The sequence below is a fragment of the Rhizobium sp. YTUHZ044 genome, from assembly GCF_051123975.1.
GTDB lineage: Bacteria > Pseudomonadota > Alphaproteobacteria > Rhizobiales > Rhizobiaceae > Rhizobium.
The window spans coordinates 4,503,159-4,517,772 of the sequence record NZ_CP101426.1 but is presented as its reverse complement, the minus strand read 5'-3'; the positions used below and the strand labels follow the sequence as shown (position 1 = coordinate 4,517,772).

Annotated in this window: 14 protein-coding genes and 1 tRNA gene; 6 read left to right on the top strand and 9 right to left on the bottom strand. The window is 60.7% G+C overall.

What is annotated here, in order from left to right; all coding sequences use genetic code 11:
• Nucleotides 1-44: 44 nt before the first annotated feature.
• Together NL154_RS22020 and NL154_RS22015 are read right to left on the bottom strand one after the other, a co-directional pair.
• Complete coding sequence (locus NL154_RS22020; RefSeq protein ID WP_085776574.1) at nucleotides 45-1,037, bottom strand: BMP family lipoprotein; 993 nt, start codon at nucleotides 1,035-1,037, stop codon at nucleotides 45-47.
• Between the two features lie 310 nt (nucleotides 1,038-1,347).
• A complete protein-coding gene (locus NL154_RS22015) occupies nucleotides 1,348-1,665 on the bottom strand; it encodes a hypothetical protein (RefSeq protein WP_184458686.1) in 318 nt (105 codons plus the stop codon).
• Between the two features lie 227 nt (nucleotides 1,666-1,892).
• Here NL154_RS22015 and NL154_RS22010 point away from each other — a divergent pair.
• From NL154_RS22010 to NL154_RS22000, 3 genes are all read left to right on the top strand, one after another.
• Nucleotides 1,893-1,982: transfer RNA gene (locus tag NL154_RS22010), tRNA-Ser, on the top strand.
• Between the two features lie 151 nt (nucleotides 1,983-2,133).
• Nucleotides 2,134-2,343: a KTSC domain-containing protein gene (locus tag NL154_RS22005; protein WP_210629592.1), complete on the top strand. Its 210-nt coding sequence runs from the start codon at nucleotides 2,134-2,136 to the stop codon at nucleotides 2,341-2,343.
• Between the two features lie 360 nt (nucleotides 2,344-2,703).
• Nucleotides 2,704-2,943, top strand: coding sequence for a CrpP-related protein (locus NL154_RS22000; RefSeq protein WP_210631711.1), 240 nt, complete (start codon nucleotides 2,704-2,706; stop codon nucleotides 2,941-2,943).
• On the opposite strand, the gene pncB is transcribed toward NL154_RS22000, so the two are convergent.
• From pncB to NL154_RS21965, 7 genes are all read right to left on the bottom strand, one after another.
• Nucleotides 2,925-4,229, bottom strand: a complete 1,305-nt coding sequence (gene pncB, locus NL154_RS21995; protein ID WP_210629593.1) for a nicotinate phosphoribosyltransferase — start codon at nucleotides 4,227-4,229, stop codon at nucleotides 2,925-2,927. The two genes, NL154_RS22000 and pncB, sit on opposite strands and share 19 nt — an antisense overlap.
• 187 nt (nucleotides 4,230-4,416) lie before the next feature.
• Nucleotides 4,417-4,773, bottom strand: coding sequence for a hypothetical protein (locus tag NL154_RS21990; protein ID WP_434734123.1), 357 nt, complete (start codon nucleotides 4,771-4,773; stop codon nucleotides 4,417-4,419).
• Between the two features lie 145 nt (nucleotides 4,774-4,918).
• On the bottom strand, nucleotides 4,919-5,878 hold the full coding sequence (locus NL154_RS21985) for a 2-hydroxyacid dehydrogenase (protein ID WP_434733345.1): 960 nt from the start codon (nucleotides 5,876-5,878) through the stop codon (nucleotides 4,919-4,921).
• A 9-nt stretch (nucleotides 5,879-5,887) separates the two neighbouring features.
• Nucleotides 5,888-7,525, bottom strand: a complete 1,638-nt coding sequence (locus NL154_RS21980; protein WP_210629595.1) for an ABC transporter ATP-binding protein — start codon at nucleotides 7,523-7,525, stop codon at nucleotides 5,888-5,890.
• Complete coding sequence (locus NL154_RS21975) at nucleotides 7,522-8,670, bottom strand: ABC transporter permease (RefSeq protein WP_210629596.1); 1,149 nt, start codon at nucleotides 8,668-8,670, stop codon at nucleotides 7,522-7,524. The genes NL154_RS21980 and NL154_RS21975 overlap by 4 nt, the downstream gene beginning before the upstream one ends.
• Nucleotides 8,670-9,758 carry a microcin C ABC transporter permease YejB gene (locus NL154_RS21970; protein ID WP_210629597.1) on the bottom strand — a complete coding sequence of 363 codons (1,089 nt, stop codon included), beginning with the start codon at nucleotides 9,756-9,758 and terminating at the stop codon, nucleotides 8,670-8,672. Before NL154_RS21970 ends, NL154_RS21975 begins: the two co-directional genes overlap by 1 nt.
• A gap of 150 nt (nucleotides 9,759-9,908) precedes the next feature.
• Nucleotides 9,909-11,741, bottom strand: a complete 1,833-nt coding sequence (locus NL154_RS21965) for an extracellular solute-binding protein (protein ID WP_221123534.1) — start codon at nucleotides 11,739-11,741, stop codon at nucleotides 9,909-9,911.
• 246 nt (nucleotides 11,742-11,987) lie between these two features.
• Between NL154_RS21965 and mepA the strand changes: the two genes are divergently transcribed.
• From mepA to NL154_RS21950, 3 genes are all read left to right on the top strand, one after another.
• Nucleotides 11,988-13,061: a penicillin-insensitive murein endopeptidase gene (gene mepA / locus NL154_RS21960; protein WP_221123533.1), complete on the top strand. Its 1,074-nt coding sequence runs from the start codon at nucleotides 11,988-11,990 to the stop codon at nucleotides 13,059-13,061.
• Nucleotides 13,062-13,147: 86 nt separating this feature from the next.
• Nucleotides 13,148-13,528, top strand: coding sequence for a methylglyoxal synthase (locus NL154_RS21955; RefSeq protein ID WP_210629600.1), 381 nt, complete (start codon nucleotides 13,148-13,150; stop codon nucleotides 13,526-13,528).
• Between the two features lie 17 nt (nucleotides 13,529-13,545).
• Nucleotides 13,546-14,571 carry a glucokinase gene (locus NL154_RS21950; RefSeq protein WP_210629601.1) on the top strand — a complete coding sequence of 342 codons (1,026 nt, stop codon included), beginning with the start codon at nucleotides 13,546-13,548 and terminating at the stop codon, nucleotides 14,569-14,571.
• Nucleotides 14,572-14,614 lie beyond the last annotated feature (43 nt).

Here is a 14,614-nt window from a genome sequence, read left to right as displayed (position 1 = left end):
CCCTCCGCCATACGCCCGATCTCGATATTACATCAGGGCGCTGATCACTTCGGGCAAGCGTTGTCCGAGGTGTAATCGTGAACCTTGACGGTTCCGGCGATGATATCGGCCTTGGCCTTGTCGACGGCAGCCTGCATTTCCGGCGTGATCAGCGACTTGTTGTTGTCGTCGATCGCGGCGCCGACACCGTCTTCCTTGACGCCGAGAGCCTGAACGCCAGCGGTGAACTTGTCGTTCTTGGTATCGGTGTAGGCGTTGTAGACGGCGAGGTCGACGCGCTTGACCATCGAGGTCAGGACCGAGCCCGGATGCAGATGGTTCTGGTTGGAATCGACGCCGATCGACAGCTTCTTGTTGTCGGCGGCGGTCTGGAGAACGCCGAGACCGGTGGCGCCGGCAGCCGCGTAAATAACGTCGGCGCCCTGATCGATCTGGTTCTTGGTGAGCTCGCCGCCGCGAACCGGGTCGTTCCAGGCAGCACCCGTGGTGCCGGTCATGTTCTGGAACACCTCGATATCGGCCTTGGCGGCGCGGGCGCCCTGCTCATAGCCACATTCGAACTTGCGGATCAGCGGAATGTCCATGCCGCCGACAAAACCGACCTTGCCGGTCTTCGATGCCATGCCGGCGAGAATGCCGACGAGGTAGGAGCCTTCTTCTTCCTTGTAGACGACGGAGCGGACGTTCGGCTTATCGACGACGGAGTCGACGATGATGAATTTGGTATCCGGGAATTCGGCTGCGACCTTCTCGATTGCCGAAGTCCAGGCGAAGGAAACGGCCACCACCGGATTGAAACCGCGGCTTGCGAAGTTGCGGATGGCCTGTTCGCCCTGCGTGTCGCCCGTCGGCTCGAAGTCGCGATAGGCGATGCCGGTCTCGGCCTTGAACTTCTCGGCGCCGTTATAGGCCGCTTCGTTGAAAGACTTATCGAACTTCCCGCCGGTGCCGTAAACCAGCGCCGGCTTGACATCGGCGGCCAGCGCCGTCGTCGACATGGCAGCCACGGCAAGGAGAGTGAGAAGGGATTTTTTCATTGTGCAGCCCTGTTGTTGCTATTCGTTTGGGGTCCTCCCGCAAGCCCTTTTCGGACATGTCTGCGGAACCACCGACCTCCCCCCGGAGGCCTGGCTGCGCGCATCCTTGCATGGCTCACGGAAAAATTCACCAGAAATTTTTCAGGCGGTAAAGATTTGCAGCGATTGCTGAAAATCAGTTCTTCCCGGCTGATTTTTGGACATTTCCCCATCGATGCTGCAGTTTTTCTAGCCAATCCGCCGGCAGATGCCGAAGCCGCGGAGGGCCATAACCGGCCTTCGCCGCAGCGCACCGGCTCAAACCGATCGGCTACGCGATGAAGCGGCCTGACACTTGCGGTTTCTTGTAGCCGATCATCCAAAGAAGCAGCGCGATCACCAGAAAAACCGCAAAGGCCGGCTGCAGCATCAGCCACTGAAAGATGAAGGCATAGAAGCGCGGGTGGATATAGTAGGAAAGCGCGGATTGCAGCGACGTCAGCGTGTCTGGGCTGACATCCTGCCAGGCATCCGACATCGGCGTCATGATCACGGCGGAGGCGGCAACCGACTGGATCGAATCGATGGTTCCGGCAATAACGGCTGCCGCAAGCGCGACAAGACTCGCCAGACGCAACAGGAAACGCATCAATCCCTCCGACGCTTCAATATGCCGGACAATTCCGGCGAGCCCGCGCCATTCTCCACCTTGAGAATTACATAGTCATCGATGAGGTGAAGCACAATGGGATGGGCCAAGGGGAGTTTTATCGGAAGAAGTCAAAAAACTGTTAGATTTGGGTTGATCGGCAAAAATTCATCGGTATATATCGCGCCGTTCCGACGATTTGCTCCTATCCGGGCGCGAACGCCAAAGGACAGGTGGCCGAGTGGTTTAAGGCGCACGCCTGGAACGCGTGTGTACGTGAAAGCGTACCGAGGGTTCGAATCCCTCCCTGTCCGCCATTTCGCTTTCCCTCTTGCATCTCCTTCAGACATCCCCGGGGGAACCGAGTTCGGCATGTCCCGAATTGGAGATTTTTTACCACGCTGCTTCACCGTGTCTTTGCACGTTTGGGTTTAGGGTTCTGCCAAACCAAGAACAGAGGTAAAACAGGTGCAAGAACTTTCGGTGAAGTCGAAGATCATCAAATCCGTCTATTTCAGTCAGGAAGACGGAAGGCTCAGGATCTGTTTCAAGAACGGTGAAGAGCGCCTGTTCGAAGGCGTGCCCTCCTCGGAAGCGCATGCGATGACGGCGGCGCCGTCTCCCGGACATTATTATCTCGACCGGATCAGGACGCGATTTCGCAGACTGGCCGCCTGAAACCCGTGGGCCCGGCTGGAAATTGCGCCGGATTGAGACGGGGCCGGTGGATATTAACCACGGGCTAACCCTCACCTTCATCACAGTTGGATCGGCCGGAGCAGAACGCGGCAATTGTCAGCGCTGCCGCTTTCAGAGATTCGGTCAGCCGGGAGGCTCGGTGGCGGACCCCAGCCACGAAGCCGGGCCTCCCCGTCACGCCCAATCCGTTTCGCCAGATCAATCCGAGGTCGGCTGCGATTGCCTTGAAATAGCGAAATGGGGCTAATCCTGTGAAAAACCGGAATGCTCACATCTAGACTCGACAATGCTTCATTAGCATGATTGCATAAACCCATGGAACGGGAGGCCGGGGTGATGATGTTCGAGAATCTGCTTGAGATGCAGGAGCGTGGCGTGCGCGACCGTGCTCGTGGCCGCAGCTTGGCGGACAATCCGATGTCGAAGCCGGATGTGCTGCCGATCACCGATTTTCAGGAATGGTACTCGATGTTCGACGCCTGGCGCTTCGGCTGGTCGATCGAGGATGCGATGGCGGGGCATATCGATGCGCCCCGTCATGGCCGCGCCTCACCTCGTGCCTATACCAGGACAGTCTGATCGACCCGATCCTCGGCGCCGAAGAATTTCAGGTAACGCTCGACCTCCGCCGGGTCTCCCGTCGCCTTCTGCGGATTGTCAGAGAGTTTTACCGCTGGACGGCCGTTGGCGTCGCTGACCTTGCAGACGATCGAGATCGGATTGAGGCCTGATATTTCCGTCGGCGCGCAGCCGGCAAAATCATTCGTCAGGTTGGTGCCCCAGCCGAAGCTCATGCGCACACGGCCTTCGAAATGCCGGTAAGTGTCGATGATGGCGTCGACATCGAGGCCGTCGGAGAAGATCAACAGCTTCTGGCGCGGATCGCGGCCCATCTTCTTCCACCAGTCGATGATCTTTTCTCCGCCTTCGATCGGCGGCGCGCTGTCCGGACGGAAGCCGGTCCAGTCGGCGACCCATTCGGGGGCGTCACGCAGGAAGGCCGCGGTGCCGAAGGCGTCCGGCAGGACGATCAGCAGGTTGCCGCCATAGAGCTTGTTCCAGTCGCGCAGGATCTTGTAAGGGGCATTGCGCAGTTGCTCATCGGTCTGCGCCAGGGCGGCTGCCACCATCGGCAGCTCGTGGGCATTGGTGCCGACCGCCTCGAGATCGGAATCCATCGCCAGCAATACATTGCTGGTGCCGGTGAAGGCCGGACCGATGCCTTCCTTCAGCGCCTCGACGCACCAGCGCTGCCAGAGAAAGCTGTGGCGGCGGCGGGTGCCGAAATCGGAGATGCGCAGGCCCGGCAACTCCCTCAGCCGCTCGACCTTCGACCACATCTTTGCCTTGGCGCGGGCGTAGAGCACATCCAGCGTGAAGGGACCGAGCGCCCTCATCGCCGAGCGCGAACGCAGCTCGTTGACGATGGCGAGCGCCGGGATCTCCCACATCGTGGTTTCCTTCCAGGACCCATGGAAGTCCAGCACATATTGCCCGTCCTTCTTCGACAGCTCGTATTCAGGGAGCTGGAAATTGGACAGCCAGGCGAGGAATTCCGGCTCGAAGATCTGCGCACGGCCGTAGAAACTGTTACCCGCCAGCCAGATCATCTCCTTCTTGGAGAGCCGCAGCGTGCGGGCGTGATCGAGCTGTTCGCGCAATTCGCCCTCATCGATCTCTTCGGCGAGATGGACGCGCTTGGTGCGGTTGATCAGGGTGAAGGAGGCGTTCACATCAGGATAGAGCTTCCAGATCATCTGCAGCATCAGCAGCTTATAGAAGTCGGTATCGATCAGGCTGCGGATGATCGGGTCGAGTTTCCAGGCGTGATTGTAGACGCGTCTCGCGATATCGGTCTTGGCCATGAGATTCCTGCCCCTGTCCACTCCGGTCAGGTGCTGCCAAATTCCCAGGTGCTGCCAAGTTCCGGGCCGGCGCACGAAACCGGCTCGTGCGCCTTCTTATCGAAAAATCGGCGGAGAAAGTCCAGACAAAACATAAACATCCCGCCGCATGGTGGCGACGGGATGCGGGAGATCATCCGTCGAACGCCTATTGGGCCGGAGGTTGAGCCGGGGTCGCAGGAGCGGTATCCGGGGCCGGCGCCGTTTGCGGCGTCTCGGTCGGGGCCGCATTGCCATTCTGGATCGTCGGCGCGGGTGCTGCGTCCGACTGCTGCTGCTGGAGCTGTTGGCCGGGCTGCTGCGGCGCCACCTCGTTCGCCTCGCGGCGGCCCCAGATCTCGACTGGAATCCAGACCAAGAAAGCGAGAATCAGCGCCACGAGCAGCACGGTCAGGATACGATAACCCATACGCCCCTGCTTTGCCTCGACCGGCGGGATTTGCTGTTCCTTGTGAAGCTTTCCGTCGGATTTTTCCCAGCGTGTTTCGGTCTGATGCGCCATCATCGTCTCCTTCGCTGCCTTGGCGGCCGATTTGGCCGCAAAGAACTTCGCAAGGAAAACGGGTGGCCGTCTGGAAGGTTCCGGGCTCATACCTGCCGCGGTCTTGGGAATAACCAAACCTCGGCAGTGCTTTTGGCGCGAGATTCCGCTAATAGCCGGCGTCGCGATCGATCACGAACTGCAGCGGCTCGCCGCGCTCAAAACGGGCGATCTGCATCTCGACATGGCGGAACAGCGCGTTCTCTTCGGAGACCGCCGCGTCATGCGGGGTGATGAAGACATTCTCCAATTCCCACAACGGGCTGTCGGTGGCGAGCGGCTCCACTTCGAAAACGTCGAGAGAAGCGCCGCCGAGGATCCCCTCCCTGACCGCCGAGACGATGTCGCTCTCGATCTGGCTCTTGCCGCGGCCGGCATTGATGAAGACAGGCTGCCCGAGCGCACCGTCGCGGCGGAGCTTCTTAAATAGCCCGCTATCATAGAAGCCGGTCGTCTCAGGCGTCAGCGGCAAGAGGCCGACCAGAATGTCGGTCTTGGCGAGGAACCGGTCCAGTTCGCCCGCGTCGAAGGTCTCGACGCCCTCGATTGTTTTGCGGGTGCGCGACCAGCCGATGACGTTGAAACCCATCACTTTCAGCTTGGCGACCGCATCCTGGCCCAGAATGCCGAGCCCCATGACGCCGACGGTCACCTCCGCCGCTTCCGGCGCGATCAACTTGGCCCATTCGCGCCGCCGCTGCTTGATGTCATGGGCATATTGCCCCCGCAGATGCATCAGGCACTGCATGACGACCCATTCGCTCATGCGGGTTGTCAGGCTGCGGTCGACGAAACGGACGATCGGAATGTCGGGCAGACCGGCCATGCCGATGATGTGATCGACACCGGCGCCGCCCGAGAAGATGACCTTGAGGTTTGGCGCCCGGCTGAAAAGATCGGCATCCGGCCTCCAGAGAAGAGCATACTCGACGGCACGCAGATCATGCGCGGCATCAGCCGGATCGGCGAGATTGATGCAGCCGCGATCGGCAAAAGCCGTCTTCAGCGCATTGGCAATGCCTTCGGGGTTGAATTTGAGATCGACGAGAACGGGAGAAGGTGCGGACATGATCTTCTTTTACTGCTGCACGGCGGGCGTCGGCACCGCCTCGATGTTGAAGGCGGCCGCCATCAGCGCCTTGGTGTAATCGTCCTTGGGCGCACGGAAGATTTCCGCGGACGGTCCCTGCTCCACCACCTTGCCGAACCGCATGACGATGACGTCGTTGGCAAGCGCCTTCACCACCTTCAGGTCGTGGCTGATGAAGAGATAGGCGAGGTCGTGTTTCCTCTGCAGGTCGCGCAGCAGGTCGACCACCTGCGCCTGTACGCTCATGTCGAGCGCGGAGGTCGGTTCGTCGAGCATGACGAAACGCGGCTTCAGCACCATGGCCCGGGCGATGGCGATGCGCTGGCGCTGGCCGCCGGAGAATTCATGCGGATAGCGCCAGCGGGTCAGCGGATCGAGGCCGACCTCCTCCAGCGCCCAGCAGACGCGCTGGTCGCGCTCCTCTGCCGTCAATGCGCGCTCATGCACCTTCAGCCCTTCGGCGATGATATCGCCCACCGACATGCGGGGGCTGAGCGAACCATAGGGATCCTGGAAGACGATCTGCAGCTGATTGCGCAGCGGTCGCATCTCATTGAACGAATAGCCGGCTATATCCTTGCCGACGAAGGCGATCCGTCCCTGTGAAGAGATCAGCCGGGTGAGCGCCAGGCCGAGCGTGGTCTTGCCCGAACCGGACTCGCCGACGACGCCGAGCGTCTGGCCGGCGCGCAGCGAAAGATCGATGCCGTCGACCGCCTTCACATGATCGACGACGCGGCGCATCAGCCCCGCCTTGATCGGGAACCAGACGCGGATATCCGAACCTTCCATCACCACCGGCTTCGACGGATCGGCGAGCGGTGGCTCGCCGCGCGGCTCGGAGGCCAGGAGGTGGCGGGTATAATCGTGCTTCGGATTGGCGAAGACCTCCTCGACCGTTCCTGCCTCGACGATCCTGCCCTTGGTCATGACGCAGACGCGGTCGGCGAATTTGCGCACAATGCCGAGATCATGGGTGATGAACAGCATCGACATGCCGTGCGCTGCCTTCAATTGCCGCAGCAGTTCGAGGATCTGCGCCTGCACGGTGACGTCGAGCGCCGTGGTCGGCTCGTCGGCGATCAGCAATTCCGGCCGGTTGGCGAGCGCCATGGCGATCATGACGCGCTGGCGCTGGCCGCCGGACAGTTCGTGCGGATAGGCCTTCAACCGCTTTTCCGGCTCGCGGATGCCGACCTGGTTCAACAATTCCAACACGCGCTGGCGCGCCGGCTGGCCGGTGATGCCCTGGTGCAGGGCGAGGATCTCGGCGATCTGCTTCTCGATCGTATGAAGCGGATTGAGCGAGGTCATCGGCTCCTGGAAGATCATGGTGATGTCGTTGCCGCGCACCTCGCGCAGCGCCCGCTCCGAGGCTTTCAGGAGATCCTTGCCCTTGAACAGGATCTCGCCAGAGGGATGGCTTGCGGTCGGATAGGGCAGAAGCTTCAGGATCGAATTGGCCGAGACCGATTTGCCGGAGCCGGATTCGCCGACGAGCGCCACGACCTCGCCTCTGGCGATATCGAAGGAGACGCGATCGACGGCAAGGGAGGCTTCGCCGCCCTGGTGAAAGGCAACCGAGAGATCGCGGACGGAAAGGAGCGGTTCTGTCATGTCACTCATTGAAAGGTCTTCCTCGGGTCGAAGGCGTCGCGCACGGCTTCGCCGATGAAGATCAATAGGGAAAGCATGATCGACATGGCGAAGAAGGCCGTCAGCCCCAGCCAGGGCGCCTGCAGGTTGGTCTTGCCCTGCGCGATCATTTCGCCGAGCGAAGGGGAGCCGGGCGGCATGCCGAAGCCGAGGAAATCGAGCGAGGTCAGCGTCGTGATCGAGCCGGAGAGGATGAAGGGCAGGAAGGTGAGTGTTGCCACCATGGCGTTCGGCAGCAGGTGGCGCCACATGATGGTGCGGTTGTTGACGCCGAGCGCGCGAGCGGCGCGGACATATTCGAAATTGCGGGCGCGCAGGAATTCGGCTCGCACCACGCCGACGAAGCTGACCCAGGAGAAGAGCAGCATGATGCCGAGCAGCACGAAGAAGCCGGGCGGCAGGATCGCGGCGATGATCAGCAGGATGTAGAGCACCGGCATCGACGACCAGATCTCGATGAAGCGCTGCAGCAGGAGATCGGTCAAGCCGCCGAAATAGCCCTGCACCGCCCCTGCCGTGACGCCGATGATTGCCGAGCAGATGGTCAGCGCCAGGCCGAACAGCACCGATATGCGAAAGCCATAGATGACACGCGCCAGCACATCGCGCGCCTGGTCATCAGTGCCGAGCCAGTTGAGATTGCCAAGCGTGCAGCCGGGATCATTCACCCCTTGCGGATAGCCGGAGCAACGCTCCTCTTTCGTCATCAGCCAGAAGGGCGCGGTTGGCGCCGAATGCGGAATGTTCGAGTTGACCGAGCGGTAGGAATAGCGGATCGGCGGCCAGATCATCCAGCCATTGGCGTTGATCTCGTCCGATATCACCGAGGAGCGGTAGTCGGTTTCGGCGAGGAAGCCGCCGAATTTCTCCTCGGGATAGTCGATCAGCACGGGAAACAGGATTTCGCCCTTGTAGGAGGCGATGATCGGCCGGTCGTTGGCGAGGAACTCGGCAAAGAGGCTGAGCAAGAACAGCAGCAGGAACAGCCACAGCGACCAGTAGCCGCGGCCGTTCGCCCGGAAATTCTGCCAGCGACGGATGTTGGTCGGCGACAGCAGGCCCTTGCGCGGCGGCTTGACCGGGGTTGCGGTGGCGGGATTTGCGGCGGCGTCCATCAGACATCCCTCCGCTCAAAATCGATGCGCGGATCGATCCAGGTGTAGATCAGGTCGGAAATCAGGCTGACGAAGAGACCGAGCAGCGAGAAGATATAGAGTGTCGCGAAGACGATCGGATAATCCCGGTTGACCACCGAGAGATAGCCGAGGCGGCCGAGGCCATCGAGCGAAAAGATGTTCTCGATCAGCAGCGAGCCGGTGAAGAAGGCGGATATGAAGGCGCCGGGAAAACCGGCGATGATGATCAGCATGGCGTTGCGGAACACATGGCCGTAGAGCACCTGCCGGTCATTCAGACCCTTGGCGCGGGCGGTGACGACATATTGCTTCTTGATCTCCTCGATGAAGGAATTCTTGGTCAAGAGCGTCGTGGTTGCGAAGGCGGCAAGAGAAAGAGAAATCAGCGGCAAAGTGAGGTGCCAGAAATAGTCGAGCGGCTTCTGCCACCAGGCGAGCTCACCGAAATTGTCGGAAACGAGGCCGCGCAGCGGGAACCAGTCGTAGAAGGAGCCGCCGGCGAAAAGCACGATCAGCAGGATGCCGAAGAGAAAGCTCGGAACGGCATAACCGATAACGATGACGCCCGAGGTCCAGACGTCGAAGGTCGACCCGTCCTTGACCGCCTTGCGGATGCCGAGCGGGATGGAGATCGCATAGGAGAAGATCAGGATCCAGATGCCGAGCGAAATCGACACCGGCAGCTTCTCCTTGATGAGGTCGAGCACGGAGGTGTTGCGGAAGAAACTCTCGCCGAAATCGAAGCGGATGTAATTCCACATCATCTCGCCAAAGCGCGTCAGCGGCGGCTTGTCAAAGCCGAACTGTTTTTCGAGCTTGGCGATCAGCTCCGGATCGAGCCCCTGAGCGCCGCGATATTTCGAACCTTCGTCGCTGCCGCCGCCACCGAGGAGATCGCCGCCGCCGGACAGGCGCTGATCGGCGCTGTCGGCCTGGCCGGTCAGCTGGGCAATCACCTGCTCGACCGGGCCGCCGGGTGCAAATTGAACAACGATGAAGGAAATTGCCATGATGCCGACAATGGTCGGAATCATCAAAAGCAGGCGGCGAATGACATAGGCACCCATCAGCCTTCAGCCTCCGGGAAAGTATTTCTTGTCTGCACGCCGTTCAGTCCAATGCCGCTCAAGCCGCCAGCCTTCCCTTGCCGGCCCCGCCGGCTTGTCGTGATTCGCTCGTGCCATTTGGAGCCCAGGGCCCCGCTAATGCAAGCCCGCTCATTTTGCCGAGGTCGACCACCAGGCATCGGGGAAACCAAGGCTGTAGGCCGGAAATTCGGCAGGATGCGTGACTGTGTTCCAATAGGCGATATTAACGGTGTCGCGGTAGAACAGCGGGATAACATAGTGATTTGCCAGCAAGACCCGGTCCATTGCCTTGATCGCAGCGACCTGTTCATCGCGGTTCGGCGCGAAGATAATCATGCGGATGAGCTCATCGACGGCTGGGTTGGCAATGCCGGCGTAGTTGCGAGAACCCTGCTGGTTGACCGAGCCGGATCCCCAGTAGTCGGCTTGCTCGTTGCCCGGATTCATTGTCTCCGCCCAGACATTCCAGATCATGTCGAAGTCAAAGCTGCGTTCGCGGTTGACAGCTTGCGAAGCGTCGACTGTCCGAACTCGCGCATCTATGCCGATTTTCTTGAGATTGCTGGCATAAGGCACTGCCCAGCGCTCCAACATGGGGCTCGACAATAATATCTCGAAACTCATTGGCTGGCCGGTCTTGGTATTGACCATGCGACTGCCCTTCAGCTCCCAACCGGCTTCTTTCAGAAGAGCAATCGCCTTTCGGAGGTTGTCGCGGCTCTTCTGCGGATCGCCGCCAACAGGATTGGTGTACGGCGTCGTGAAGACCTCGGGCGGAACCTTGTCCTTCAGGCCTTGCAGAATTTCCAGCTCCCGCCCCTGCGGCAGACCGGAGGAGGCGAGCTCGGTATTCCAGAAATAGCTGTCGATGCGCTTGTAACTGTTAAAGGCAACGGTGCGGTTCAACTCCTCGAAATCGAGGCCGTAGTTCAGCGCCTCGCGGACCCTTATATCCTTGAAGAGGTCACGCCGCATATTCGGCACAAGAGCCTGCAGAATGCCGGTGGAGCGCAGAGGATTTGCAACCTCTTCCTTCTTGACGCGTCCTTCCTTCACTGCAGGAAAATCGTATCCCGTCGCCCAGCGGGCAGCCGTTGTCTCCTGCCAATAGTCGCTATTGCCGGCGCGAAAGGCTTCGAACTCAACATCGCGGTCACCGAAATAGGTGTAGATGACATTGCGGAAATTGTTCTGGCCGACATTCACATTGAGATTCTTGCCCCAGTAATCGTCACGCAGTTCATAACGGATGGTTGCGCCGGGCGAGAAAGAAGCAATCTTGTAAGGCCCGGACCCCATTACGGGCTCCAGCGTCGTTTTGGTAATGTCACGCGGCTTGCCATCCGCTCCGGGTGCTTCCCACCAATGTTTCGGCACAATCATTAACTGGCCGAGAATGTTGGGCAATTCGCGGTTGTTCTTCTCATCAAAGGTGAAGGTCACATCCCGATCGCCGGTCTTTTCCGCTTTGACGACGTGATGGTAGTAGTTCCCGGCGACGGGGTTCAATTCCTTAGTCTTGTCCAGGCTGAAAATGACGTCTTCCGGAGTTACCGGCTGACCGTCCGCCCATTTCGCCTCTTTGCGCAGGCGGAAGGTCGCGCTGGAAACGTCAGAAGGAAAGGAAAGTCCTTCGGCAAGCAGGCCGTAGGAGACAAGGAGCTCGTCATCGGCGGGCTTCATCAAGGTGTCGTACACGAGCGTCAGGCCGACCGCCGTCTGTCCCTTGGCAAGCAGCGGGTTGAAGGTGTCGAAGGCGCCACTTGCGGAAAGGCGCAGATCCCCGCCCTTGGGAGCATCGGGATTGACGTAATCGAAATGCGCAAAGCCCGGCTTGTATTTCATTTCGCTGATGACCGAGCTTCCGATCTGAAACGGCTGCTCTTCACCCATTGCCGTCAATGGCATCAAAACACCAGCAAGTGCCAGAATAACACCGATTTTCGACCACGATGCCGTCATTCCCATTTCCCCTGAATATTGCGGATTCGACAATACGAGAAATAGGGGCGAAAAACAGGAGAGAGTTTGGTTTTTGCCGAGCTCGCGGAATTTTGAGCTTTTCTGTCAAAGGGCAGCTGCGGTGATGCTGCGGCGATCCGTCGCCGGCTCCTCCTGCGCCGCTCCGCCAAATCATCGATTCACCAAAATTGCTTTTCACGATAGATTCGAGTGCAAATCACTTCGGCATTGACGTAAGGGAACAGCATGGCTTTCGGCTTCGCCCAGGCTTTCAGGACTTTTGGCAAATTGACGCTTGCCGGCGCAATCGGGGCAAGCCTTGCCGCCGGCGACGTCGGCGCAGAGCAGAAAACGCCAAGCCCGGGCAGCGCCAAGGCGCTATTCGCAGGCGCCAGCCTGCCGACGCAGGGGCCGGCGCAGCCGATCGGCTTCTATGCAAAGGGCTGCATGACCGGCGCGGTGGCGCTGCCGACCGACGGGCCGACTTGGCAGGCAATGCGGCTTTCACGCAACCGCCGCTGGGGCAACCCGGCGATGATTGCGCTTCTGGAACGGTTTTCGCAGGATGCGGTCAAATATGCCGGCTGGCCGGGCATCCTGGTCGGCGATGTCGCGCAGCCGCGCGGCGGGCCGATGCTCAACGGCCATTCCTCACATCAGATCGGCCTCGATGCCGATATCTGGTTCACCCCGATGCCGGCGCGCCGCATGACGGCTGAGGAGCGCGAGGACCTGCCCTTCACCAGCATGCTGCAGAAGGACAAGTTCCTCACCGTCGACCCGAAGGTGTGGACGGAATCGCGGGCGCGGCTTTTGATGCTGGCGGCGAGCTATCCCGAAGTGGAGCGCATCTTCGTCAATCCGGCGATCAAGAAGAAGATGTGCGACACCTGGACCGGCGACCGCACCAACCTTGGTAAGCTGCGGCCGATATACGGCCATGACTCGCATTTCCACATCCGCATCAAATGCCCGCCCGGTGCTGCCGGATGCACGCCGCAAGCTCCCGTCGCCTCAGGAGACGGCTGCGACAAGTCGCTCGCTTATTGGTTCACCCCGGCGCCTTGGGCACCGCCCAAACCGCCCAAACCCGGCGCCAAGCCCCCGAAGCCGCCGCGTGAGATGATGATCACCGACCTGCCGAAGGCCTGCTCTGCCGTGCTCGATGCCGCTTCTGTCGCTTCGATGCAGGCCGCCACCTATGGCGGGCCTTCCGCCGTAAGCGCGTTCGCCGCCGCTCCGGCAGCCGCGCCGGCTGATGATGACGAGGGGTTGCCGGATGTCGGCCCGGTTCCGAACGACAAGCCGGCGATCCAATGAATGGGCGGACGCGTTGTCTTTCAAATCGCAAATTCTTGGTATAAAGCGATCAAATCGATTGAATTGTTGGGGCGGAGATTCCTTTCATGGCCGGCAGCAAGTGCCTTGCGCTGATCGCGCATGACCAGAAGAAGGACGACATGGCGGCTTTCGCCCGCGCCAATCAGGACCTTCTCTCGCGCTGGAAGATCGTCGCGACAGGTACCACCGGCGGTCGCGTGCTCGACGCCGCTCCCGGTCTCGACGTCACCAGACTGAAAAGCGGGCCGCTCGGCGGCGACCAGCAGATCGGCGCGCTGATCTCGACCGGCGAAGTCGACGCGCTGATTTTCTTCGTCGACCCGCTGACACCGATGCCGCATGATGTCGACGTGAAGGCGCTGATGCGGCTGGCGATTGTCTACGACATTCCGATGGCGCTCAACCACGCGACCGCTATAAAGCTCCTTCCCACACTCGAAGCCTGATCAGCACGGAACCGGCCATGCCCAAATCCAATCACAGCACCGCTCCGCTTCCCTTCCCGATCCTGATCGGCGATATTGGCGGCACCAATGCCCGCTTCTCCATCCTGACCGACGCCTATGCCGAACCGAAGCAGTTTCCGAACGTGCGCACGGCGGATTTCGCCACGATTGACGAAGCGATCCAAAAGGGCGTGCGCGACAAGACAGCGGTGCAGCCGCGCTCGGCGATCCTCGCCGTCGCCGGCCCGATCAACGACGACGAGATCCCCCTGACCAATTGCGACTGGGTGGTGCGGCCAAAGACGATGATCGAGGGCCTCGGCATCGAGGACGTGCTCGTCGTCAACGATTTCGAGGCGCAGGCGCTGGCGATTGCCGCCCTGTCTGATGAAAACCGCGAACGTATCGGCAGCGCCACCGGCGACATGGTCGCCTCGCGCGTCGTGCTCGGACCCGGCACCGGCCTCGGCGTCGGCGGACTCGTGCATGCCCAGCATACTTGGATTCCGGTTCCCGGCGAAGGCGGCCATGTCGATCTCGGGCCGCGCAGCAAGCGCGACTATGAAATCTTTCCGCATATCGAGACGATCGAAGGTCGTATTTCGGCCGAACAGATCCTCTGCGGACGCGGCCTCGTCAATCTCTACAACGCCATTTGCGTAGTCGACGGGAGCCAGCCGACGATGAAGGATCCGGCCGAGATCACCTCGCATGCGCTTGCCGGCAGCGATAAGACCGCCGTCGAGACCGTTTCGCTGTTTGCCACCTATCTCGGCCGCGTGGCCGGCGACATGGCGATGGTGTTCATGGCGCGTGGCGGCGTCTACCTCTCCGGCGGCATCTCGCAGAAGATCCTCCCGGCGCTGAAGAAACCGGAATTCCGGCAGGCTTTCGAGGACAAGGCGCCACATAGTGCGCTGCTTCGCACCATCCCGACCTATGTGGTGACGCATCCGCTGGCGGCGCTCGCCGGACTTTCGTCCTATGCGCGGATGCCGGCCAATTTCGGCGTATCGACGGAAGGCCGCCGCTGGCGGCGCTGAGCCCAGGGCGCGTCCCTCCGGGACGCGCCGCGGTCTAGCCAAA